Annotated in this window: 19 protein-coding genes; 4 read left to right on the forward strand and 15 right to left on the reverse strand. The window is 72.4% G+C overall.

The genetic code is table 11. From position 1 onward, the window contains the following. Positions 1 to 47 precede the first annotated feature (47 nt). From ACGFZN_RS35500 to bldG, 6 genes are all read right to left on the reverse strand, one after another. Positions 48 to 245, reverse strand: coding sequence for a hypothetical protein (locus ACGFZN_RS35500; RefSeq protein ID WP_393862613.1), 198 nt, complete (start codon positions 243 to 245; stop codon positions 48 to 50). A gap of 423 nt (positions 246 to 668) precedes the next feature. Continuing rightward, positions 669 to 2,189, reverse strand: coding sequence for a methyltransferase (locus tag ACGFZN_RS35505; protein ID WP_393862580.1), 1,521 nt, complete (start codon positions 2,187 to 2,189; stop codon positions 669 to 671). 109 nt (positions 2,190 to 2,298) lie between these two features. Next, the gene (locus tag ACGFZN_RS35510) at positions 2,299 to 2,931 is read right to left on the reverse strand and encodes a small secreted protein (RefSeq protein WP_393862581.1); all 633 of its coding nucleotides are present in this window, start codon (positions 2,929 to 2,931) and stop codon (positions 2,299 to 2,301) included. Positions 2,932 to 3,147: 216 nt separating this feature from the next. After that, positions 3,148 to 5,550 carry a sodium-translocating pyrophosphatase gene (locus ACGFZN_RS35515; protein WP_393862582.1) on the reverse strand — a complete coding sequence of 801 codons (2,403 nt, stop codon included), beginning with the start codon at positions 5,548 to 5,550 and terminating at the stop codon, positions 3,148 to 3,150. Positions 5,551 to 5,821: 271 nt separating this feature from the next. After that, positions 5,822 to 6,250 carry an ATP-binding protein gene (locus ACGFZN_RS35520; RefSeq protein WP_330338630.1) on the reverse strand — a complete coding sequence of 143 codons (429 nt, stop codon included), beginning with the start codon at positions 6,248 to 6,250 and terminating at the stop codon, positions 5,822 to 5,824. A 202-nt stretch (positions 6,251 to 6,452) separates the two neighbouring features. Then, positions 6,453 to 6,794 (reverse strand): anti-sigma factor antagonist BldG, encoded by a 342-nt coding sequence (gene bldG, locus ACGFZN_RS35525; RefSeq protein ID WP_010986038.1) that lies wholly within the window; start codon positions 6,792 to 6,794, stop codon positions 6,453 to 6,455. Between the two features lie 78 nt (positions 6,795 to 6,872). Here bldG and ACGFZN_RS35530 point away from each other — a divergent pair, with 78 nt between their 5' ends. After that, on the forward strand, positions 6,873 to 9,404 hold the full coding sequence (locus tag ACGFZN_RS35530) for a DEAD/DEAH box helicase (protein WP_393862583.1): 2,532 nt from the start codon (positions 6,873 to 6,875) through the stop codon (positions 9,402 to 9,404). Between the two features lie 9 nt (positions 9,405 to 9,413). Here ACGFZN_RS35530 and ACGFZN_RS35535 read toward each other — a convergent pair whose 3' ends face one another. The 7 genes from ACGFZN_RS35535 to ssd form a co-directional block, all read right to left on the reverse strand. Beyond that, positions 9,414 to 9,803, reverse strand: coding sequence for an Rv3654c family TadE-like protein (locus ACGFZN_RS35535; protein WP_393862584.1), 390 nt, complete (start codon positions 9,801 to 9,803; stop codon positions 9,414 to 9,416). Positions 9,804 to 9,907: 104 nt separating this feature from the next. Beyond that, a complete protein-coding gene (locus ACGFZN_RS35540; RefSeq protein WP_393862585.1) occupies positions 9,908 to 10,246 on the reverse strand; it encodes a TadE family type IV pilus minor pilin in 339 nt (112 codons plus the stop codon). A gap of 22 nt (positions 10,247 to 10,268) precedes the next feature. Beyond that, positions 10,269 to 10,475 (reverse strand): DUF4244 domain-containing protein, encoded by a 207-nt coding sequence (locus tag ACGFZN_RS35545; protein ID WP_393862586.1) that lies wholly within the window; start codon positions 10,473 to 10,475, stop codon positions 10,269 to 10,271. 88 nt (positions 10,476 to 10,563) lie between these two features. Beyond that, positions 10,564 to 11,343, reverse strand: a complete 780-nt coding sequence (locus tag ACGFZN_RS35550; RefSeq protein WP_393862587.1) for a type II secretion system F family protein — start codon at positions 11,341 to 11,343, stop codon at positions 10,564 to 10,566. A gap of 53 nt (positions 11,344 to 11,396) precedes the next feature. Then, the gene (locus ACGFZN_RS35555; protein ID WP_393862588.1) at positions 11,397 to 12,260 is read right to left on the reverse strand and encodes a type II secretion system F family protein; all 864 of its coding nucleotides are present in this window, start codon (positions 12,258 to 12,260) and stop codon (positions 11,397 to 11,399) included. Next, a complete protein-coding gene (locus ACGFZN_RS35560; RefSeq protein ID WP_393862589.1) occupies positions 12,250 to 13,518 on the reverse strand; it encodes a TadA family conjugal transfer-associated ATPase in 1,269 nt (422 codons plus the stop codon). Before ACGFZN_RS35560 ends, ACGFZN_RS35555 begins: the two co-directional genes overlap by 11 nt. After that, positions 13,515 to 14,621 (reverse strand): septum site-determining protein Ssd, encoded by a 1,107-nt coding sequence (gene ssd / locus ACGFZN_RS35565; protein WP_393862590.1) that lies wholly within the window; start codon positions 14,619 to 14,621, stop codon positions 13,515 to 13,517. Before ssd ends, ACGFZN_RS35560 begins: the two co-directional genes overlap by 4 nt. 591 nt (positions 14,622 to 15,212) lie before the next feature. Between ssd and ACGFZN_RS35570 the strand changes: the two genes are divergently transcribed. Then, the gene (locus tag ACGFZN_RS35570; RefSeq protein ID WP_393862591.1) at positions 15,213 to 16,040 is read left to right on the forward strand and encodes an HAD family hydrolase; all 828 of its coding nucleotides are present in this window, start codon (positions 15,213 to 15,215) and stop codon (positions 16,038 to 16,040) included. A gap of 360 nt (positions 16,041 to 16,400) precedes the next feature. Here ACGFZN_RS35570 and ACGFZN_RS35575 read toward each other — a convergent pair whose 3' ends face one another. After that, positions 16,401 to 17,225: an oxidoreductase gene (locus ACGFZN_RS35575; RefSeq protein WP_393862592.1), complete on the reverse strand. Its 825-nt coding sequence runs from the start codon at positions 17,223 to 17,225 to the stop codon at positions 16,401 to 16,403. Between the two features lie 101 nt (positions 17,226 to 17,326). Between ACGFZN_RS35575 and ACGFZN_RS35580 the strand changes: the two genes are divergently transcribed. Further along, positions 17,327 to 18,319, forward strand: a complete 993-nt coding sequence (locus ACGFZN_RS35580; protein WP_393862593.1) for an ATP-binding protein — start codon at positions 17,327 to 17,329, stop codon at positions 18,317 to 18,319. Positions 18,320 to 18,390: 71 nt separating this feature from the next. Here the strand turns inward: ACGFZN_RS35580 and ACGFZN_RS35585 are convergent, their stop codons facing one another. Continuing rightward, positions 18,391 to 19,680 carry a hypothetical protein gene (locus tag ACGFZN_RS35585; protein WP_393862594.1) on the reverse strand — a complete coding sequence of 430 codons (1,290 nt, stop codon included), beginning with the start codon at positions 19,678 to 19,680 and terminating at the stop codon, positions 18,391 to 18,393. A 333-nt stretch (positions 19,681 to 20,013) separates the two neighbouring features. Here ACGFZN_RS35585 and acs point away from each other — a divergent pair, with 333 nt between their 5' ends. Beyond that, positions 20,014 to 21,969 (forward strand): acetate--CoA ligase, encoded by a 1,956-nt coding sequence (gene acs, locus ACGFZN_RS35590; protein WP_393862595.1) that lies wholly within the window; start codon positions 20,014 to 20,016, stop codon positions 21,967 to 21,969. Positions 21,970 to 22,045 lie beyond the last annotated feature (76 nt).

The following is a 22,045-nucleotide window of genomic DNA, read 5'->3' on the forward strand; positions in this document are numbered from 1 at the left end:
GCTCCCCTTACTCTCGCCGCACGGACGCCATCATGCGCCCGCCGATGTCAGAGCCGCGTGAGGCAGTACACGCCGAGGGCGAGCGCACCGGCCCCGGCCACGCTCGCGAGCGCCGCGGATGCGATGGGGTTCACACCGTGGGCCACCGGCGCGCGGCGCCTGAGGCGGGTGCCGGTCCAGGCCAGCAAGGCGCCTCCGAACAGGGCGAACACCGTTCCCGTGAAGATCGCCGGCCCGCTGTCCATCCCCCGCCCGCCCTTTCGTGCCGTCCGGCCCTGTCGCGCCGCGAGACTGGCACGGGCGAGCGACGCGCGGGCGACGTCACGGTGAACGAAGAGCCACCGGTGATATCGAACACAGACCCGAAAAACTCCCCGAGTGGGCGTGGCGCCATATTTTTCCGGCCGTTTTCCGGGCGCCGGCGTCTCAGGGCGCATGCCGCCGGTCCGCGCCGGTATCTCGGGGCGCACGCCACCGGCGTGCGCGGGCGGCGTCACGCCGGGCGCCGCCGTGCGCGCCGAGGTGTCGCACCGGCGTACGACGACGATCCGGGCGCGGGCCATGACGTCGTCCCGGTGCGGCTACGACGGCACGGGTACGCGGCCTGCCCCAGGCGGCGCAGGCCGTCGCAGACCTCACCTCGGGAGGCCGGCCCGTGCCCGGCCGGCTCAGCGCACCGGCTCCAGGAAGCCCTGTTCCACCAGCAGGCGGATCTGGGCGGGCGTCCGGTCGCGGAGGACGACCGGGTCCTCGCCCACGAGCTGGGCGATGGCGTCCAGGATGCGGCCCGCGCTCAGCGTGCCGTCGCAGACGCCCGCGAACCCGGCGCCGACCGTGTCCACCTTCGTGGCCCGGCGCATCCCCCGGTGCTGGCGCAGCACCACATGCTCCGGGTCCTCGGCGCCGGGCAGCCCGACCTGCTCCTGGACCACCTCTGCGGTGAGCCTGAAGCGGCTGTCGAGCAGCGCCGCGTCGTCGTGGTCCCGGAGATAGTCCAGGCGCTCGAAGTGCGCCCGGATCGTGTCCCCGAGGGGCTGCTCGACCGGGTGCGGCCACTCCTCCACCGTGACGACGGGCTCGGCGGAACCCGTCCGGCGCAGGGTGATCCAGCCGAAGCCGACCGCCTTGACCTTGCGCGCCTCGAACTCGTCGAGCCAGGCGTCGTACCGCGCCTGGTACTCCGCCGGGTCCCCGCGGTGGTCACCGGCGTCCCTCAGCCACAGCTCGGCGTACTGCGTGACGTCCTGCACCTCGCGCTGCACGATCCAGGCATCGCACCCGCGGGGCACCCACGACCTGAGTCTGTCCTGCCAGTCCTCCCCTGCCACGTGCTGCCAGTTGGCGAGGAACTGCGCGAACCCGCCCTCGTTCAGCCGTTCCCCCGCCTGCTGAACGAGCGAGCGGCACAGATCGTCCCCGCCCATCCCGCCGTCCCGGTAGGTGAGGCGAGCGCCGGGCGAGATGACGAACGGCGGGTTGGAGACGATCAGGTCGAAGGTCTCGTCGTCGCGGACCGGCTCGAACAGGGACCCCTCGCGCAGGTCGGCGGCGGGCGCGCCGGAGAGCGCGAGGGTGAGCCCGGTGATGTGCAGGGCGCGCGGGTTGAGGTCGGTCGCCGTGACGCGCGTGGCGTGCTGGGCGGCGTGCAGCGCCTGGATCCCGGAGCCGGTGCCCAGGTCCAGCGCGGAAGCGACCGGCGTGCGGACGGTGATGCCGGCGAGGGTCGTGGAGGCGCCGCCGACGCCCAGGACGACGCCCTCGTCGCGCTGTCCGATGCCGCCCGCCCCGCCGACCGCGCAGCCCAGGTCGGAGACGATGAACCAGTCCTCGCCGCCGGGGCCGCCGTAGGGTCGTACGTCCACGGTCGCGGCCACCTCGTCGCCGCCCACGCGCGTGAGCCACCCGGCTTCCACGGCCTCCTCGGCCGGCAGCACGGCCGCCACGCGCGCGTACGGCACCGGCTGCTGGAGCAGGAACAGCCGTACGAGCGTCTCCAGCGGGGCGTCGCCACGGGTCGCCCGCAGGGCGGGCACGGTCTCGCTGCGGGCCAGCGCCGCGTACGCGGGGGCGCCGAGCAGGTCGAGCAGCCCGTCGGCGGTGAACGAGGCGGCCAGCAGCGCGTCCCGCAGGCGCGCGGCGATGTCGGGCCGGTCGGAAGCGGGCAGGGAAGCGAGTCCGGTGTCAGTCACGCCCCCATTGTGACCCGCGGCACCTGACGCGGGCGGCCTGAGCACGCCTGCTGCCTGCCTCCTGCCGGTGGGGGGGGCGCCCTGCCCGGTGGCTCTGCGGAGTGTCCGGTCAGCCCGCCGACGGCGACGCGGAGGACGCCGCCGAGGCCGTCGCCGCGACCTTCTTGCAGCTGGCCTGCTGGGCGATGGCGTCCTTGACGTCGCCCTGCTGGAGCTTCTCCAGCGCGGCGGTGCCGCTCTGGTGCTGCTTCTCCAGGTCGGTCATCTTCACGGCGATGTCGTGCAGCCCGGAGGCGAACTTGGCCTGGTCCTTGGTGTCCAGCGCGTCGACCTGCTTCTTCAGGTCGGCGTAGGAGGCGGACAGGCCGTCGAAGCTGTTCACGACGTCCCGCAGCCGCTGGGCGCCGTCGTTCACGCCGGGGGGCGCTCCCGCGCCCTTCACGGCGGTGGCTATCGCCTTGTAGCCGTCGGCCATGTCCTGGAAGGCCTGCGAGTCCGTCTTCTGGAGCGTCTCGGGCTTGGCGGTGTCCGCGGCCGTCGTGCTGATCGCCGCGTTCGCCGCCTTGATCTTCGCGTCCTGAGCGGGCACCGCGTCGCACACCGACTTGGCCCAGGCGACCAGCTTGGGGTCGGGCCCCTTGTCACCGCCGCCGCTGCTGCATCCCGTCAGCGCCACCACCAGTACCGCACCGCCGGACAGTGCGGCCGTGAGCTTCTTGTTCACCGGATTGGTCCCTTCCATGGCTCTCGGCCCACGGACCCTACACGGCGGACGCACACCCTCCGCACCCCGTACGCCCCCAAGGCGCCCTTTGTGATGCTTTACACCATGAGAGAGAAGGCTCACCACGTGGGCGAGCCCACAGAAGACCTCGGGCGGCCCGCGGACGGCGGCGGGCGGGCGACGCGTCAGCACGCGCCGCCCACCCGGCCGTTGAGCAGGAACTTTCCGGAAGGGTCAGGAAACCACCGCCGTGTTCGGTGAGTTGGAGACCCGTTCGGCACTGTCGTCGTCGCCGACGGCGATTCCGCGCCGCTTGGAGACGTACACCGCGACGACGATCACGGCCAGGGCGAGGATCGCGACCCCGATCCGCACGCCCAGGTTCTTGTCGCTGCCGTAGGAGAACTTGATGACCGCGGGCGCGATCAGCAGCGACACCAGATTCATGACCTTCAGCAGCGGGTTGATCGCCGGGCCCGCGGTGTCCTTGAAGGGGTCGCCGACGGTGTCGCCGATCACCGTGGCCGCATGGGCCTCGCTGCCCTTGCCGCCGTGGTGGCCGTCCTCCACCAGCTTCTTGGCGTTGTCCCAGGCGCCGCCGGAGTTGGCCAGGAACACCGCCATCAGCGTGCCCGCGCCGATCGCGCCGGCGAGATAGGAGCCGAGCGAGCCGACGCCGAGCGTGAACCCGACGAAGATGGGCGCCATCACGGCGAGCAGACCGGGCGTGGCCAGCTCCCGCAGGGCGTCCTTGGTGCAGATGTCGACGACCTTGCCGTACTCGGGCTTCTCGGTGAAGTCCATGATCCCGGGCTTCTCACGGAACTGCCGCCGCACCTCGAACACCACCGAACCGGCCGACCGCGACACGGCGTTGATGGCCAGTCCGGAGAAGAGGAAGACGACCGCGGCGCCCGCGATGAGGCCGACGAGGTTGCTGGGCTGCGAGATGTCCAGGGACAGGCTGAGCGGCGCCCCCGGCCCGGTGAGCTTCTCGCCGACGTCCTGCACGTTGGTGGTGATCGCGTCGCGGTACGACCCGAACAGCGCCGACGCGGCGAGCACGGCGGTGGCGATGGCGATGCCCTTGGTGATGGCCTTGGTCGTGTTGCCGACCGCGTCCAGGTTGGTGAGCACCTGCGCGCCCGCGCCCTCCACGTCGCCGGACATCTCGGCGATGCCCTGCGCGTTGTCGGAGACGGGGCCGAAGGTGTCCATGGCGACGATCACGCCGACCGTGGTGAGCAGACCGGTGCCGGCCAGCGCCACCGCGAACAGCGCCAGCATGATCGACGTACCGCCGAGCAGGAACGCGCCGTACACGCCGAGCCCGATGAGCAGCGCGGTGTAGACGGCGGATTCCAGGCCCACCGAGATGCCGGACAGCACGACCGTGGCCGGTCCGGTCAGGGACGTCTTGCCGATGTCCCTGACCGGGCGGCGGCTGGTCTCGGTGAAGTAGCCGGTCAGCTGCTGGATGACGGCGGCGAGCAGGATGCCGATGGCCACCGCGACCAGGGCGAGGATCCGCGGATCGCCGTCCTTGGCCCTGATCGCCGCGTCGGAGACGCCCTTGAGGGCCGAGTACTTCGACGGCAGGTAGACGAAGACCGCGATCGCGACCAGCGCGAGGGAGATCACCGCGGAGATGAAGAAGCCGCGGTTGATCGCCGTCATGCCGCTGCGGTCGGCGCGCCGCGGGGCGACCGCGAAGATGCCGATCATCGCCGTGAGGACGCCGATCGCGGGCACCAGCAGCGGGAAGGCGAGGCCGGAGTTGCCGAAGGCGGCCTTGCCCAGGATCAGGGCGGCCACCAGGGTCACGGCGTACGACTCGAACAGGTCGGCCGCCATGCCCGCACAGTCGCCGACGTTGTCGCCCACGTTGTCGGCGATGGTCGCGGCATTGCGCGGATCGTCCTCCGGAATGCCCTGCTCGACCTTGCCGACCAGGTCGGCGCCGACGTCGGCGGCCTTGGTGAAGATGCCGCCGCCCACACGCATGAACATGGCGATCAGGGCGGCGCCGAGGCCGAAGCCCTCCAGCACCTTCGGAGCGTCGGCCGCGTACACCAGCACCACGCAGGAGGCGCCCAGCAGGCCGAGCCCCACCGTGAACATGCCGACGACGCCGCCCGTACGAAATGCGATCTTCATCGCGGTGTGCGAGACGGTGGTGAGATCCTTTTGCGGTTCGCCGGGCCCCGGGGTGGCTTCGCGGGCGGCCGCGGCGACGCGCACATTGCTGCGCACGGCGAGCCACATGCCGATATAGCCGGTGGCCGCCGAGAACGCGGCGCCGATCAGGAAGAACACCGAGCGTCCGGCACGCTGATTCCAGTCGTCCGCGGGCAGCAGCATGAGCAGGAAGAACACGACGACGGCGAATACGCCGAGCGTGCGCAACTGGCGCGCGAGATACGCCTTCGCGCCTTCCTGGACCGCCTCGGCGATCCGCTTCATGCTGTCGGTGCCCTCGCCGGCTGCCAGCACCTGGCGCACCAGGATCCCCGCGACCACCAGCGCGGCCAGGGCGACCGCCGCGATGACGGCCACGATGATCCGGTTGTCGTCGGTCAGGACTGCGGCCGCGAGGGATGTGAGGTGACCCGATTGAGGGGTAGAAAGCCCCGCCATTCGTCCTCCTTGACGCTTGGGCTGAGCTCAAGATGTGGGGATTCTAGGTACCTCAGTGTGATCTAAACAGGGCGCGGTAAACGGAATTAGCCTCCGGCGACTCATCGGCAAATGATCGAGATCTGGCCGGACAACCCGAATGGAGTAATGCCCTCAAGCCATTGGCAATGATCGTGAATTTCTTCACGAATTGAGGGCGGTCCGCCGGACGGGCGGAAAAACACCGAGGGCCCTGCTCGGCAGGGCCCTCGTGACGTGGTGCTACGGCGCTTCAGACGAGCGTCGTGGCCGGTGGTGCGGTGGGCCAGGTCATGCGGATCAGACCGCCGTCGTGTCCGGTGGTGACCTGGACGTCGTCGACGAGGCCGCTGATGACCGCGAGGCCCATCTCGTCCTCCTCGACCTCCGCGTCGCCGTCCTGCCCGCCGGGCGCGCCGCCCGGCGCGGCGTGCGGCGCCTCGTCGCCGACCTCGATGGAGAACTGTTTCTCCTCTTCGATCAGCGCCACCTTCACGGGCGCGGTGATCCCGCTGCTCTGATGCAGTCCGACGGCACGCGAGCAGGCCTCGCCCACGGCGAGCCGGACCTCGTCCAGGACGGCCTCGTCCACCCCGGCCCTGCGTGCCACCGCGGCCGCCACCAGGCGGGCGGTCCGGACGTGCTCCGGCAGCGCGCTGAAGCGGAGTTCGACGGTGGCCATGCATCCCCCTCGCGACTACGGGCGTGCGGTCGGGGGCGGGGCCGCCGAGAGCCCGCACCCCCTGCTGTGCTTCTGTGCCCCGGGCCGCTCGGGGGCCCGGGACGGAATGGGTCGACGCGCCGGCCGCGAACGCTACGGGCCGGACGGGACCGGCCGACGTCCGGACTCGCACGGGAGCCGGGCGCCGGTGACCGGTCCGGGGTCAGTCGGTGGCCGCCACCGCTTCCTCGACCGAGGTGTGGATCGGGAACACCTTGGTGAGGCCGGTGATACGGAAGATCTTGAGAATGCGCTCCTGGTTGCAGACCAGGCGCAGCGAGCCCTCATGGGCACGCACCCGCTTCAGGCCGCCGACCAGCACGCCGAGTCCGGTGGAGTCGAGGAAGTCCACGCCCTCCATGTCGACGACGAGGTGGAAATTGCCGTCGTTCACCAGCTCGACCAGCTGCTCGCGCAGCTTCGGCGCGGTGTATACATCGATTTCGCCACCGACCTCGACGACCGTACGATCGCCGACGGTACGGGTCGACAGGGACAGGTCCACGGATCCTCCAGCACCTTGCTATCGAGCGGTCGCCCCTCGGGACACCTCGGCGGCCCCCGGGACGCATCGCCAGCCGCGATGGCATTCAATCACTTACCGGCAGGCGTGCACGACGCCTTGGCTCCATTGTCCGTCACGCCAGTGACACACTCGGTGCCGATGGCCAAGAATCACCGATCCGATCGATCCCCGGCGGACCCGGCATCGCGCCCGTCCCCGGGGACGGTCCTGGACCGGCTCGCCTCCGGGCCGAGCCGGGCTGCGCGCATCACCCATACGGAGCACTTGCCCCCGCGCGCGGGCCGCCATGCCGTCTGGCCTCACCGGATTCGCTCCGAGGTGATCGCGGCCGTCCAGGCGTGCGGCATCGAGCATCCCTGGGCGCACCAGGCGCTGGCCGCCGAGCACGCCCTGGACGGCGACTCGGTGGTCGTCGCCACCGGCACCGCCTCCGGCAAGTCCCTGGCCTACCTGGTGCCCGTCCTGTCCACCCTTCTGGACGGCGCCGAGGCTCCGAACGGCCGAGGGGCCACCGCGCTGTACCTGGCCCCCACCAAGGCGCTTGCGGCGGACCAGTGCCGGTCGGTGAAGGAACTTTCACAGCCGCTGGGCACCGCGGTACGCCCGGCCGTGTACGACGGCGACACCCCCTTCGAGGAACGGGAGTGGATCCGCCAGTACGCCAACTACGTCCTGACCAACCCCGACATGCTGCACCGCGGAATACTCCCGTCCCACCCGCGCTGGTCCTCCTTCCTGAAGTCGCTGAAGTACGTCGTCATCGACGAGTGCCACACCTACCGGGGCGTGTTCGGCTCGCACGTCGCCCAGGTGCTGCGCCGGCTGCGCCGCCTGTGCGCCCGCTACGGCGCCTCGCCCGTCTTCCTGCTGGCCTCGGCGACCGCCGCCGAGCCCGCCGTCGCCGCCCGCCGGCTGACCGGCCTGCCGGTGACCGAGGTCGCCGACGACGCCTCCCCGCGCGGCGAACTCGTCTTCGCCCTCTGGGAGCCCCCGCTCACCGAGCTGCACGGCGAGAAGGGCGCACCCGTGCGGCGTACCGCCACCGCCGAGACCGCCGACCTGCTGACCGACCTCACGGTGCAGGGCGTCCGCTCGGTGGCCTTCGTGCGGTCCCGGCGCGGCGCCGAGCTGATCTCGGTCATCGCCAAGGAGAAGATCGCCGACGTCGACCGCTCCCTGGTCCGGCGTGTCGCGGCCTACCGGGGCGGCTACCTCCCCGAGGAGCGCCGCGCCCTGGAGCGGGCCCTGCACTCCGGCGAACTCCTCGGGCTCGCCGCCACGACGGCCCTGGAGCTGGGCGTGGACGTCTCCGGCCTGGACGCGGTGGTCATCGCCGGCTATCCGGGCACCCGGGCGTCCCTGTGGCAGCAGGCGGGCCGTGCGGGCCGCTCCGGGCAGGGCGCGCTGGCGGTGCTGGTGGCCCGCGACGACCCGCTGGACACCTTCCTCGTCCACCACCCCGAGGCCCTGTTCGACCAGCCGGTGGAATCGACGGTCCTCGACCCCGACAACCCTTACGTCCTCGCCCCGCACCTGTGCGCCGCCGCCGCGGAACTCCCGCTGACCGAGGACGACCTGGACCTCTTCGGCCCGGCCTGCGCGGACGTGCTGCCGCAGCTGGAGGCCGCGAAGCTGCTGCGCCGGCGGACGAAGGCCTGGCACTGGACGCGCCGGGAGCGGGCCGCCGACCTGACCGACATCCGGGGCGCGGGCGGGCGCCCGGTGCAGGTCGTCGAGTCCGGCACCGGCCGCCTGCTCGGCACGGTCGACGCGGGCGCCGCGCACTCCGCGGTCCACGAGGGCGCGGTCCACCTCCACCAGGGCCGCACCTACCTGGTACGCCGGCTGGACCTGGAGGAATCGGTCGCCCTGGTCGAACAGACCGACCCGCCGTACTCCACGGTCGCCCGCGACACCACCTCCATCTCCATCCTGGAGACCGACACCGAGATCCCCTGGGGCGCCGGCCGCCTCTGCTACGGCTCGGTGGAGGTCACCAACCAGGTCGTCTCCTACCTGCGCAGACGCCTCATCACCGGCGAAGTGCTCGGTGAGACCAAACTCGACCTCCCTCCTCGTACGCTGCGCACCCGCGCGGTGTGGTGGACGGTCACCGACGACCAGCTGGACGAGGCCCGGATCAACCCGGAGATCCTCGGCGGCTCCCTGCACGCCGCCGAACACGCCTCCATCGGCATGCTCCCCCTCTTCGCGACCTGCGACCGCTGGGACATCGGCGGCGTGTCCGTGCCGCTGCACCCGGACACCCTGCTGCCCACGGTCTTCGTGTATGACGGCCACCCGGGCGGGGCGGGCTTCGCCGAGCGCGCCTTCCGCACCGCCCGCGCCTGGCTCACCGCGACCCGCGAGGCCATCGCCTCCTGCGAGTGCGAGGCCGGCTGCCCGTCCTGCATCCAGTCCCCCAAGTGCGGCAACGGCAACGACCCACTGCACAAGAGGGGGGCGGTACGGCTCCTCACGGTGCTGCTGCGGGGAGCGCCGGATGAGAAACCGGAGGAGGAAACGGTGGAGGAAACGGCCGAATCGCAGACGCCCGAGCCGACACGGGGGCCGGCGACCGGGGCCTGAGCGGGTGCCTCATCCTGACGGCGTCCCGTGGTCGACGGGGCCGGCCTGCACCGGTCCGGCCGGCACCGGTCCTCCTCCGGGCCTGGGGCCGGCCGGCGCGGATCTCTCCGGTACCGGCCCCGACGGGCCCGCCCTCGCCCTCGCCTCCGCTGTGAACGGCCCCTCTCCCGAGGCCGCCGTCACGTCCGAGATCTCGCCGGCGACCGTGCACCGCACCAGCCGTACCCCCTGGGCCGCCGCCACCCGCTCGGCCCGCGCGCAGGCCGCCGTGCCGCCCTCGTCCCAGTGGGCCGCCGCCGCGAGCGCCGCCAGGTCCGCGCCCCCGGCCGCCCGGTGCCGGACGACGACGGCCTGCCCGAGCGCCAGCACGGCGCCGAACACCAGGCACAGCACCGCCATCGCCCCCAGGCTCCAGACGGTGGCGTAACCCTGGTCGCCGTGTCTTAAGCAGCCGTGCCCCCGGCTCCTCGTCACGGCGAGCGTGCGGAGCGCATGCCCCTGCCTCACTGTCCCGCCTCCCCCGTCGGCGCCGTCTCCTCGACCGGTGCGACGGCCTCCTCCCGGAGTTCGAACGGCAGTCCGCTCAGCACCGGCGGCCTGGCCACCACCGTCACCCGCACCTGGCCGCCCTCCCGTCTCACCGCCACCCGCGCCCCGCGCGGCGCCGCCTCCCGGGTCACCGTGATCACCGCGTCGGCGGGATCCTGCCGGGCGGCGGCCCGGGCGCCGATGCGGGCGGCGTCCACGCACCGGATCTGGGCGGACACCAGGAGCAGTCCCCAGACCAGCGCCATCGTGAAGGCCACCAGTACGCACAGCACCACGGCCGCCTCCGCGGTCACGAACCCCCGGTCCCCGCCTCGCTCACATCCGCGCACTGAGGGCCTTCTTCACGATGTCCTGCAGTTCGCCCCGGACCTGGCCGCTGGTGACGACCTCGTAGAGCAGCACCGCGAACCCGACGGCCGCGATGATCCCCATCGCGTACTCGGACGTCACCATTCCGGCGTCCTCGCGGCCCTTCCGCCGCAGCCGCGCCGTCATTTCCTCGATCTTCCTGTGCTTGCGCATTCCAACCCCCGTGAAGTTCAGTGGTCTTCGGTCTGTCGTTCTTTCCTTGCTTCGCGGCTCGCCGCGATCTCGTCGGCTCCCCTCCGTCTCATCTGCCTCCCGTCACCCCGCCCGCCAGTCCGATCACGACGGGCAGCACGCCGACCGCGATGAAGGCGGGCAGGAAGCACAGACCCACCGGCGCGGAGATCAGCACGCCTGCCCGCCGGGCGCGGGCCGTCGCCGCGCGGGTCCAGTGGGCGCGTGCGTCGGAGGCGAGACGGGCCGCCGGCCCTGCCGCCGGGAGCCCCGATTCGTCGGCCCGCTCCAGCAGCCGCGCCAGCGCCCCGGCGCCGGGCAGTTCGGCCAACCGATGCCAGGCGCCCGCCGGTTCACCGCCCAGCCGCACCTCGGCCGCACCCCGCGCCAGCGCCTGACCGACCGGCCCGCCGAGCGCCTCACCCACCGCCTGCGCGGCGATCACGGGACCGGCGCCGGCGGCGACACAGGCGGCCAACGGATCGGCGGCCAGCGGAAGTTGCCGTACCGCTTCGGCCGTATCGACCGGTTCAGTCCGCCCGGAGGCCAGTTGCCGGCTCCACCACCGCCACAGCACGGCTCCGGCGCCCAGCCCCAGCGCGGCTCCGGTCACCCCGCCGACCAGCACCCACACTCCGCACGCCGCCATGGCGGGGGCCGGCCACCGCCGCACCGCGCCCGCGGCCGCGAACCGCGGTCGACCCGCCGGCACTTGTGACCCCAGCAGCTCGGCCACCCGCCGCCGCGCCCGGCGCCGCCGCCGGACCAGGTCCAGCCGCAGAACCGCCCAGCCGAGGGCCGATGCAAGAACCCCGACCATCCCCAGCCTGTGGACAACTTCCCCGCTCATACCGTCCGCTCTCCCCGCACAGTCCGCACAGCCCCCACCCACCAGGCCCCCACTCACCCGGCCCCCGCTCCGCGTACGATCCGCCCGGCCCACCACAGGCCGGCGATCTCGAAGGCGGACCCGATCGCCAGGCAGCCGAGGCCGGCGCCGGTGTGGAGCAGGACGTGGAGGGGGGCCGCGCCCATGGCCGTGCCGAGGAGGAGACCGAGGGCAGGGAGCACGGCGAGGAGCACTGCGGTCGCTCGGGCACCTGCCAACTGGGCGTGCAGGTCCGCCCATTGGTCCCGGTCGGCACGCAGGGCGGCCTCCAGCCGGTCCAGGCCGGCCGCGAGTCCGGCGCCCTGGTCCACGGCCACCCGCCAGCACGCGGCCAGGCCGAGCAGGCCCTCGGCGCCCGGCTGCCTGGCCGCCGCGGCGAGCGCGCCGGGCACGTCCCCGCCGAACCGCGCCGCCGCGACCACGGCCGCCTGCGCCTCGCCGAGCCCGCCGGAGTCCTGCGCCGCCCGCAGCAACGCCTCGCCCGGCTGCCGTCCGGCGCGCACCTCCCCGGCGAGCGCCCCGCACAGGGCGATCACCGCGTCCGCCCGGCGCTGTCGGACGCGGCGGGCCTGCCGGGCCAGCCGTACCCGGCGCAGCACCGGCACCCCGGCCGCCCCCGCGACGACCGGAAGCAGCGAGGCCCCCACCAGTCCGAGCAGCAGACCGGCGGCGAGCGCCCACCACTCGGAGCCCCATCGGCTCCTCGTCCGCCGCAGGCAGCCGAGGGCGCGCTCCACGCGGGGAGGGCCGGTCGCCACCACGCCACCACCCGCGAGCAGCAGCCTCGCCCGCCGCATTCCGCAGTGCCGCTCGCCCAGCAGCCACGCCAGCGCGCCCAGACAGATCAGCGCGCCACTCAGGAAGGTCTCACCGATCACTTCCGCCACTCCCCACCCTCGAACCCGCTCCTGAACTCGCCCGCGGTCCCGCCCCGAACTCGTCCTCGAACTCCTCCGCGAACCCGCCCGCGGCCCCGAGCAGGTCCCTCAGCCGCTCCCAGCCCCGCTCCCGCGCGAAGGCCCGCTCGCCCCAGCGCAGGGCCGGCACGGTCCGGACCAGCCCCGAGGCGTCCCGCTCCAGGACGTGCACCTCGGCGATCCGGCGCCGCCCGGACCGGTCCCGTACGAGATGCAGGACGACGGAGAGCGCGGCGGCCAGCTGGCTGTGCAGCGCGGCCCGGTCCAGCCCGGCGGCCGTGGCCAGCGCCTCGAGGCGTGCCGGGACGTCCGCGGCGGCGTTGGCGTGGACCGTGCAACAGCCGCCCTCATGACCGGTGTTGAGGGCCGCGAGCAGGTGCACGACCTCCGGTCCGCGGACCTCTCCGACGACCAGCCGGTCGGGCCGCATCCGCAGCGCCTGCCGGACGAGGTCCTCCAGGGTGACCAGGCCGGCGCCCTCCTGGTTGGCGGGCCGGGTCTCCAGCCGTACGACGTGCGGATGGTCCGGCCGCAGCTCGGCCGAGTCCTCGGCGAGCACGAGCCGCTCACCCGGTCCGGCCAGGCTCAGCAGGGCGCTGAGCAGGGTCGTCTTGCCGCTTCCCGTGCCGCCGCTGACGAGGAAGGACAGCCGGGCCGCGAGCAGCGCCCTGAGGACGCGGTCGCCGCCGGGCGGGACGGTGCCGGCCTCGACGAGCTCATTCAGCGTGAACGCCCGGGGCCGTACGACCCGCAGGGCCAGGCAGGTGCAGCCGACGGCGACCGGAGGAAGCACCGCGTGCAGCCGGGTGCCGTCGGGCAGCCGGGCGTCCGCCCACGGCCGGGCGTCGTCCAGCCGGCGTCCGGCCACGGCGGCGAGCCGCTGGGCGAGGCGTCGTACGGCCGCCGCGTCGGGGAAGGTCACCGGGGCCCGCTCCAGGCCGCCGCCGCGGTCGACCCACACCCGGTCCGGTGCGGACACCAAGACGTCGGTGACGTCGGGGTCGGCGAGCAGCGGCTCCAGCGGGCCCGCGCCGACGAGTTCGGACCTCAGCTGCCGGGCGGCGCCGAGGACTTCGGCGTCGCCGAGCACCCGGCCCTGTTCGCGCAGGGCCTGGGCCACGCGCGCCGGGGTGGGCTCGGCGCCGCTCTCGGCCAGCCGGCGCCGGACGCCGTCGAGCAGGGCGGCGCCGTCCGCGCGGTCGAGCCCGGGGAGGGTCATCGGGCGCCTCCGGCCTCGGCCAGCGCCCGCTCCCAGAAGGTCGCGCAGAAGCGGGCGAGCGGGCCGCGTCCGGTCGCGCCGGGCGGTTTCGCGCCGCCGTGGGGGCGCTGCAGCGCCGGTTCGACCGGCACCTCTCCGGCCAGCGGCAGGCCGAGCAGCCGGGCCACCTCCTGGTCGTCCAGCCCGGGTGCGTACGGCCCGCGCACCGCCACGCGCAGATCGCGCACGACCATGCCCACGGCGGAGGCGACACGCCCGGCGGCGGCGAGCGCCCGCAGTTCGGCGGGGACGACGAGCAGCGCGAGGTCGAGCTGGGCGAGGACTTCGGCCACTCCGTCGTCGAGGCGGCGGGGCAGGTCCACCACGACCGTGCCGCCGCGCCGCCGGGCGGCGGCGAGCACCGCGCGCACCGCCTGCGGCGGGACGGCGACGCAGTCGCCGCGGTCCCAGCTGAGCACGCGCAGGGAGTGCAGTTCGGGCAGCGACTCCTCCAGGGCGCCGCCGCCGACCCGGCCGCGGGAGGCGGCGAAGGCCGGCCAGCGCAGCCCGTCGGCGCTCTCCCCGCCGAGGAGTACGTCGAGTCCGCCGCCGAGCGGATCGGCGTCCACGAGGAGGGTGCGCAGTCCCTCGCGCGCGGAGGTGACGGCGAGCGCGCACGCGAGCGTGGAGGCGCCGGCCCCGCCCCGGCCGCCGATCACTCCGACGGTGAGGGCCGGGCGGCCGGCTCCCTCGGCGACGTCGGCGATCCGGTCGACGAGCCACTGTTCGCCGTCGGGCAGCATCAGGACGTGGTCGGCGCCGATCTCGACGGCGCGCTGCCACACCCCCGGGTCGTCCTGGTCACGGCCGACCAGCACCACGCCGCGCCGGCGTGTGGCCCCGCCGACCCGGCGGACGGCGTCGTCGCCGACGAGCACGAGCGGGGCCGTGTCCCAGCCGTCGCCGTGTTCGGGGATGCCGTGGTGGACCTCGGGGGTGGCGCCGGCGGCTGCGCACAGGCGCAGCAGGTCGTCGAGGAGCTCGGCGTCCTCGGTGAGGATGAGGGGCCGGCCCGGCGGGTCGGAGGCGCCGGGCGGCGGGTCGTGGGTGACGGCTGCGGTCACGGGTGTTCCCCCTTCGCTGCGTGGTCCGCGTGGCCCCCGCGGCCACGCGATTCCCAAAGGTGTGAAGAACCGGCAAGCGGCCTCCCATATGAGCGGCCGGCGGAAACCGGTCATAGGCGCTGCGGCAATCGGAACCGGCCATGAACTCGCCCCGGCCGAGCGCGCTGGAATCACGGTGCAGCGATCCGCGAAATCATGTGGATCTTGGTCGAAATCTGTGGACAACTCGGCGGCTGTGAATATCGCCGTCACCCATACCGGTGACCTCTGTACCGATCCCTGTGCGAGTTCCACAGAGCAGCGCGATGATTACCCGCAGTAACGGATCTTGTGCGTGCGCGAGCGGCGGCCACGGGGCAGCCGTACCGGCGCCACGGCCGCGCGGGAAAAGGGGAGAGCGGAGAAAACCCGTCCGGACATGCGACGACCCCCGCCGGGGGGGAGAGCGGGGGTCGTCTCCACGGCCGACTCGGGGGGGGAGGAGTCGGACCGGGTTAGCACGGTCGCGAACGATCCGTGACTTCCATGGTGTACCCGAGAGCCCTCTCAGGCAAACCCACGCGCCCACCTTACGCCGAATGGGCTGCGCCTATGCTCAGGGGCGTGGAAAACCACTCCTCGCCCCGCGCGGCAGCCTTCTTCGATCTGGACAAGACGGTCATTGCGAAGTCGAGCACGCTCACCTTCGGCAAGTCCTTCTACCAAGGCGGGCTGATCAACCGCAGGGCCGCACTGCGCACCGCATACGCCCAGTTCGTCTTCCTGGCCGGCGGCCTGGACCACGACCAGATGGAGCGCATGCGCGAGTACCTGTCGACGCTGGTCCGCGGCTGGAACGTGCAGCAGGTGCGGCAGATCGTCGCCGAGACCCTGCACGACCTGATCGACCCGATCATCTACGACGAGGCCGCCTCCCTCATCGAGGAGCACCACGCGGCCGGCCGGGACGTGGTGATCGTGTCGACCTCGGGCGCCGAGGTGGTCGAGCCGATCGGCGAACTGCTGGGCGCGGACCGGGTGGTGGCCACGCGCATGGTCGTCGGCGCGGACGGCTGTTTCACCGGGGAGGTGGAGTACTACGCCTACGGTCCGACCAAGGCGGAGGCGATCCGGGAACTGGCCGTGTCCGAGGGCTACGACCTCGACCGCTGCTACGCCTACAGCGACTCGGCGACCGATCTGCCCATGCTCCAGGCCGTCGGACATCCGCACGCGGTGAACCCGGACCGCGCGCTGCGCCGGGAGGCACTCGCGCGCGGGTGGCCGGTTCTGGAGTTCCGCCGGCCGGTCCCGCTGAAGAAGCGACTGCCCGCGCTCTCCGTGCCGCCCCGTCCGGCGCTGGTCGCGGCGGCCATAACAGCGGCGGCCGCGACCGCGGGCCTCGTCTGGTACGCCAGCCGGCGCCGGAGTACCGCCTGAGCGGGCGCACCCCCACGAAGGGCGCCCGATTCACCCCCGTTTGAACCTGAAAGTAAAGAACGGCAGCCAGGGCTTTCGCTTCTTCGCGGCGCGCGGTACAAAAGCCTTAGGCCCGCGAGACCACAGGACATCCGAGAGGATCCCCTACCACTACGCAGTGGCCCCACGGACCCCGCATGGACACCGGGCACCCACGCGACGTCGACCCGTCGATTACGGGCCAGCCGCACCAGGTGACGGGCAAAGTCCCCGACCTGATGGGCGCATATCGAGGACGCATGGTAACTCGGTGAACATGCCAGCGGCGGTACGAGAACTCGTACCGCCGCAACCCACGTCGGGGGCTGTTCCGGGCGCCCCTCAGGCCGCGCCGCGCTGCAGCGCCTCGCACACGGCCGTCGACTCGCGCGCCCCCAGTTCGACCGCCCTGCCGCAGTGCGCGATCCAGGCCGCCATGCCCTCGGGGGTGCCGGAGACGTATCCCTCCAGCGCGGCCAGATAGGCGGCGCGGCCCAGCTCGGCATGGCCGACCTCGGCGGGGCAGACCGCCTTCGGGTCCAAGCCGCTGCCGATCAGCACGATCCGCTCGGCAGTGCGCGCGACCAGCCCGTTGTGGGACACGAAGGGCCGCAGCGCGAGCAGCTCGCCGTGCACCACGGCCGCCGTCACCAGCGCGGGAGCCGACGTCCCGGCGATGATCAGCTCGGCGAGCCCCTCCAGCCGCCCCGAGACCTCCCGGGCGTCCGGCAGCGGCAGCTCGACCAGCGGCTCGTCCACCGGCTCGCCGGCCTGGCGCGGCCTGCCGACCTCGTCGCCCTGGGCCGCCGCGGCCACCACGTGCAGCCGGGCCAGCACCCTGAGGGGTGACTGCCGCCAGATGGACAGCAGCTGTCCGGCCTCCGCCGACAGTCTGAGCGCGGCGCCCATGACGCGCGCCTGAGCGTCGCCGCCGAAGTCGGTGCGCCGCCGCACCTCCTCCAGGGCCCAGTCGGCGCCGGACAGTGCGGCGGAGCCGCGGGCTCCGCGCAGCGCGGCCTCGGAGGTGATCTCGGTGCTGCGCCGCCGCATGATCCGGTGCCCGTAGACCCGGTCCACGGCCTTGCGCACGGACTCCACGGATTCGGCGACTCCGGGCAGCGAGCCCAGGGCCGCGAGCGGGTCGGCGTTCGCGCCAGTCGTACTCATGAGTACGACCCTACGCACCCCATCGGCCGACCCCTCGAAGGAGTGGTCTTCTTCACTCCCTCCCCGCACGCACAGCCATCATCTGACTACTCTTGGTGAACATGAAAATTGCTTTCGTCGGGAAGGGCGGCAGTGGCAAGACCACGCTCTCCTCCCTCTTCATCCGCCACCTCGCGGCCGCCGGCGCCCCGGTGGTCGCCATCGACGCGGACATCAACCAGCACCTCGGACCGGCGCTCGGCCTCGAGGAGACGCAGGCCGCCGCGCTGCCCGCCATGGGCGAACGGCTGGGCCTGATCAAGGAGTACCTGCGCGGCAGCAACCCGCGGATCCCCTCCCCCGCCCAGATGATCAAGACGACTCCGCCCGGCGAGGGGTCGCGGCTGGTCCGGGTGCGGGAGCCGAATCCGGTCTACGACGCCTGCGCGCGGCCGGTGGAACTCGACGGCGGCGCCGTCCGTTTGATGGTCACCGGCCCCTTCACGGACGCCGACCTGGGGGTCGCCTGCTACCACTCCAAGACGGGAGCGGTGGAGCTGTTCCTGAACCACCTCGTCGACGGCCCCGACGAGTACGTCGTGGTCGACATGACGGCGGGTTCGGACTCCTTCGCCTCCGGCATGTTCACCCGCTTCGACATGACGTTCCTCGTCGCCGAACCGACCCGGAAGGGGGTCTCCGTCTACCGCCAGTACAAGGAGTACGCCCGCGACTTCGGCGTCGCCCTGAAGGTCGTCGGCAACAAGGTCCAGGAGCAGGACGACATCGACTTCCTGCGCGCGGAGGTCGGGGACGACCTGCTGGTGACCGTCGGCCGCTCGGACTGGGTGCGCGCCATGGAGAAGGGCCGGCCGCCCCGCTTCGACCTGCTGGAAGAGGCCAACGCCCGCGCCCTGCACACCCTGCGGGCCGCGGCGGACGCCACGTACGAGCACCGCGACTGGGAGCGCTACACCCGGCAGATGGTGCACTTCCACCTGAAGAACGCCGAGGCGTGGGGCAACGAACGCACCGGGGCCGACCTGGCGGCCCAGATCGACCCCGCCTTCGTGCTCGGCGAGAGCCTCGGCGCGGAAGCCACGACAGCGGTGTGACGGCCGCTGCCCGGACACCGCCCGCGGCCGGCGCGCGCCCTCACGGCTCACGGGCCGGCTCGTGCCGGCGGCTACGGCCGGACCGCCGGCGCCCCGGGCACGCCCTTCGGCGCCGGAGCCGGGCGGCCGGAGAGGAAGGACGCCCAGCCCTGCCTGGGGGCCTCGCCCACCTGGAGGGTGCGCAGTTTCTCCAGGACCCGCGGATCCTGGGCGTCCAGCCAGTCGGCCAGCTGATGGAAGGAGACACAGCGCACGTCGGGCTTGTTGCAGACCTCCTTCACCGTCTCCTCGACGGCGCGCATGTACGTGCCGCCGTTCCAGGACTCGAAGTGGTTGCCGATGACCAGCGGCGCGCGGTTGCCGTCGTAGGCCCGGTAGAAGCCCTTGACCAGGCCGTCGCGCATCTGGTCGCCCCAGTACCGGAACTTGTCCGGGTCGCCCTGGGTGCGGGTGCCGGACTGGTTGACCATGAAGTTGTAGTCCATGGTCACCTGCTCGTAGGTGTGTCCGGGAAACGGCACCATCTGCATCGACAGGTCCCACAGGCCCTGCTTCTTCCTGGGCCAGACCTGCTCGTTCACCCCGCTGGAGTCGTACCGGAAGCCCAGTTCGCGGGCCGCCTCGACGAAGTTCTTCCGGCCCTCCAGGCAGGGGGTGCGCGCGCCGATCAGCTCCTTGTCGTAATCGAAGGGCAGCGGCGCCGACTTCGTCATGCCGGTGTTGGTCTTCCAGGACTTCACGAACTGCTTGGCCTGGGCGATCTCGCTCTTCCACTCCTCCACCGTCCAGGTGCCCACCCCGCCGTCGGGCCCGCAGAAGTGGCCGTTGAAGTGGGTGCCGATCTCGTTGCCCTCCAGCCAGGCCAACCGGGCCTGCTCGACGGTGTCGGCGATCCCCTTCTCGTCGTTGAAGCCGATGTCGGAGCTGCCGGGCGAGTGCCGGGGCGGCTTGTACAGGTCGCGCTTCTCCTTCGGCAGCAGGTACACGCCGCTGAGGAAGTACGTCATGGTCGCGTGGTTCTCCTTGGCGACCTGGCGAAAGCGCGAGAACAGCTCCTGGCCGTCCTCGCCCGCGCCGTCCCAGGAGAACACCACGAACTGCGGCGGTCTCTGACCCGGCCTCAGCCGCTCGGGTCTGGGCAGATGAGGCTGCGAGCCGGTGTACGCGGTGGATCCGTCGCCGATCAGCCGAAGCACGCTGCCCGGCGCCGGCACCCCCTGCTGCGGGCCGGGCGCGGCCTGCTTCGCACCATGAGAACCGCGGGAGGGGGAGGTGTGGGAGCCGGTCGCACAACCGGCGAGCGGCGAGGCACAGGCGGCGGCGACCAAGACGCCGACGGCGATCCTCTGGGTGGCGGCCATCTTCCGCCCACCTTCTTCCTTCTCTCGGCAATCGCTGACGTGGGCTGTTTTCTGCTGATGCGCCGGGCTTGCACCGACAGCGCCGCCAAGGTCGCACGAGACCGGGAAGGAATTAGTACGACAAGCCGATCAATTGATTACTTCACCCATGCGAGGGATGAGCCAGGCAGTCCGCCACAGCGGAACGCGAGGCCCGACCGCTGCCAGAGGGGAACCTGACGACCCCGCACAACAGGTCTAAACCAATTTTCCCGGCGACCCTTGTCATCGGACCCCCGCGTCTGATGAGCTGTGGCCCGGGACACAACGGACACCCTTCGAGAGGGAGATGTCGTGAGCAACGAGAGCCTGGCCAACCTGCTCAAGGAAGAACGCAGGTTCGCGCCCCCCGCCGACCTGGCAGCGCACGCCAACGTCACCGCGGAGGCGTATGCACAGGCCAAGGCTGACAGGCTCGGCTTCTGGGCCGAGCAGGCCCGCCGGCTGACCTGGGCCAAGGAACCGACCGAGACGCTGGACTGGTCGAACCCGCCGTTCGCCAAGTGGTTCAAGGACGGCGCGCTGAACGTCGCCTACAACTGCGTGGACCGGCACGTGGAGGCCGGGCACGGGGACCGTGTCGCCATCCACTTCGAGGGCGAGCCGGGCGACAGCCGCTCGATCACCTACGCCGAGTTGCAGGACGAGGTCTCGAAGGCGGCCAACGCCCTGCTGGAGCTCGGTGTCCGCAAGGGCGACCGGGTCGCCATCTACATGCCGATGATCCCCGAGACCGCGATCGCGATGCTGGCCTCGGCCCGAATCGGCGCCACGCACTCGGTGGTCTTCGGCGGCTTCTCGGCGGACGCGCTCGCGACCCGCATCCAGGACGCGGACGCCAAGGTGGTCGTCACCGCCGACGGCGGCTACCGGCGCGGCAAGCCGTCCGCGCTCAAGCCCGCCGTGGACGAGGCGATCACCAAGGTCGACAACGTCGAGCACGTGCTGGTGGTGCGCCGTACCGGCCAGGACGTGGCGTGGACCGAGGGCCGGGACGTGTGGTGGCACGAGCTGGTCGAGCGGCAGTCCGCCGAGCACACCCCGGAGGCGTTCGAGGCGGAGCATCCGCTGTTCATCCTCTACACCTCGGGCACCACGGGGAAGCCGAAGGGCATCCTGCACACCTCCGGCGGATACCTCACCCAGACGGCGTACACGCACTGGGCGGTCTTCGACCTCAAGCCGGAGACGGACGTGTACTGGTGCACGGCCGACGTCGGCTGGGTCACCGGGCACTCGTACATCGTGTACGGCCCGCTGGCCAACGGCGCCACGCAGGTCATGTACGAGGGCACGCCTGACACCCCGCACCAGGGCCGGTTCTGGGAGATCGTGCAGAAGTACAAGGTCACGATCCTCTACACGGCGCCGACGGCGATCCGGACGTTCATGAAGTGGGGCGACGACATCCCCGCGAAGTTCGACCTCGGCAGCCTGCGTGTCCTCGGCTCCGTCGGCGAGCCCATCAACCCCGAGGCCTGGGTCTGGTACCGCAAGAACATCGGCGCGGACACCACGCCGGTGGTGGACACCTGGTGGCAGACCGAGACCGGCGCGATGATGATCTCGCCGCTGCCCGGCGTCACCGAGGCCAAGCCCGGCTCCGCGCAGACCCCGCTGCCCGGCATCAGCGGGACCGTCGTCGACGACGAGGCCAACGAGGTCCCGAACGGCGGCGGCGGTTACCTGGTCCTCACCGAGCCCTGGCCGTCGATGCTGCGCACCATCTGGGGCGACGACCAGCGGTTCATCGACACCTACTGGTCCCGCTTCGAGGGCAAGTACTTCGCCGGCGACGGCGCGAAGAAGGACGACGACGGCGACATCTGGCTGCTGGGCCGGGTGGACGACGTGATGCTCGTGTCCGGGCACAACATCTCCACCACCGAGGTGGAGTCGGCGCTCGTCTCGCACCCCGCGGTCGCCGAGGCGGCCGTCGTCGGCGCCGCCGACGAGACCACCGGCCAGGCGATCGTCGCGTTCGTCATCCTGCGCGGTACGGCAGCGGAGACCGAGGCGCTCGTCGGCGAGCTGCGCGACCACGTGGGCGCCACGCTCGGCCCGATCGCCAAGCCCAAGCGGATCCTGCCGGTGGCCGAGCTGCCCAAGACCCGCTCCGGCAAGATCATGCGCCGTCTGCTGCGGGACGTGGCCGAGAACCGCCAGCTCGGCGACGTCACCACGCTGACGGACAGCACGGTCATGGACCTCATCCAGGCCAAGCTGCCCGCGGCGCCGAGCGAGGACTAGGCGCGACGGCGGCACGAGGGCGCCCGGTGTCACCACCGGGCGCCCCCTTTTCTTTCGCATCCCTAACGTTCTGCGT

Source organism: Streptomyces sp. NPDC048192 (assembly GCF_043202415.1).
Taxonomy (GTDB): domain Bacteria; phylum Actinomycetota; class Actinomycetes; order Streptomycetales; family Streptomycetaceae; genus Streptomyces.

What these genes read in the sequence shown, in the direction of transcription:
- ACGFZN_RS35500 (WP_393862613.1), bottom strand. Translation starts at nt 245, where the DNA reads ATGGACAGCGGGCCGGCGATCTTCACGGGAACGGTGTTCGCCCTGTTC.
- ACGFZN_RS35510 (WP_393862581.1), bottom strand. Translation starts at nt 2,931, where the DNA reads ATGGAAGGGACCAATCCGGTGAACAAGAAGCTCACGGCCGCACTGTCC.
- ACGFZN_RS35515 (WP_393862582.1), bottom strand. Translation starts at nt 5,550, where the DNA reads ATGGCGGGGCTTTCTACCCCTCAATCGGGTCACCTCACATCCCTCGCG.
- ACGFZN_RS35520 (WP_330338630.1), bottom strand. Translation starts at nt 6,250, where the DNA reads ATGGCCACCGTCGAACTCCGCTTCAGCGCGCTGCCGGAGCACGTCCGG.
- ACGFZN_RS35530 (WP_393862583.1), top strand. Translation starts at nt 6,873, where the DNA reads ATGGCATTCAATCACTTACCGGCAGGCGTGCACGACGCCTTGGCTCCA.
- ACGFZN_RS35535 (WP_393862584.1), bottom strand. Translation starts at nt 9,803, where the DNA reads ATGGCGGTGCTGTGCCTGGTGTTCGGCGCCGTGCTGGCGCTCGGGCAG.
- ACGFZN_RS35545 (WP_393862586.1), bottom strand. Translation starts at nt 10,475, where the DNA reads ATGCGCAAGCACAGGAAGATCGAGGAAATGACGGCGCGGCTGCGGCGG.
- ACGFZN_RS35550 (WP_393862587.1), bottom strand. Translation starts at nt 11,343, where the DNA reads ATGAGCGGGGAAGTTGTCCACAGGCTGGGGATGGTCGGGGTTCTTGCA.
- ACGFZN_RS35560 (WP_393862589.1), bottom strand. Translation starts at nt 13,518, where the DNA reads ATGACCCTCCCCGGGCTCGACCGCGCGGACGGCGCCGCCCTGCTCGAC.
- ACGFZN_RS35570 (WP_393862591.1), top strand. Translation starts at nt 15,213, where the DNA reads ATGCTCAGGGGCGTGGAAAACCACTCCTCGCCCCGCGCGGCAGCCTTC.
- ACGFZN_RS35575 (WP_393862592.1), bottom strand. Translation starts at nt 17,225, where the DNA reads ATGAGTACGACTGGCGCGAACGCCGACCCGCTCGCGGCCCTGGGCTCG.
- ACGFZN_RS35580 (WP_393862593.1), top strand. Translation starts at nt 17,327, where the DNA reads ATGAAAATTGCTTTCGTCGGGAAGGGCGGCAGTGGCAAGACCACGCTC.
- ACGFZN_RS35585 (WP_393862594.1), bottom strand. Translation starts at nt 19,680, where the DNA reads ATGGCCGCCACCCAGAGGATCGCCGTCGGCGTCTTGGTCGCCGCCGCC.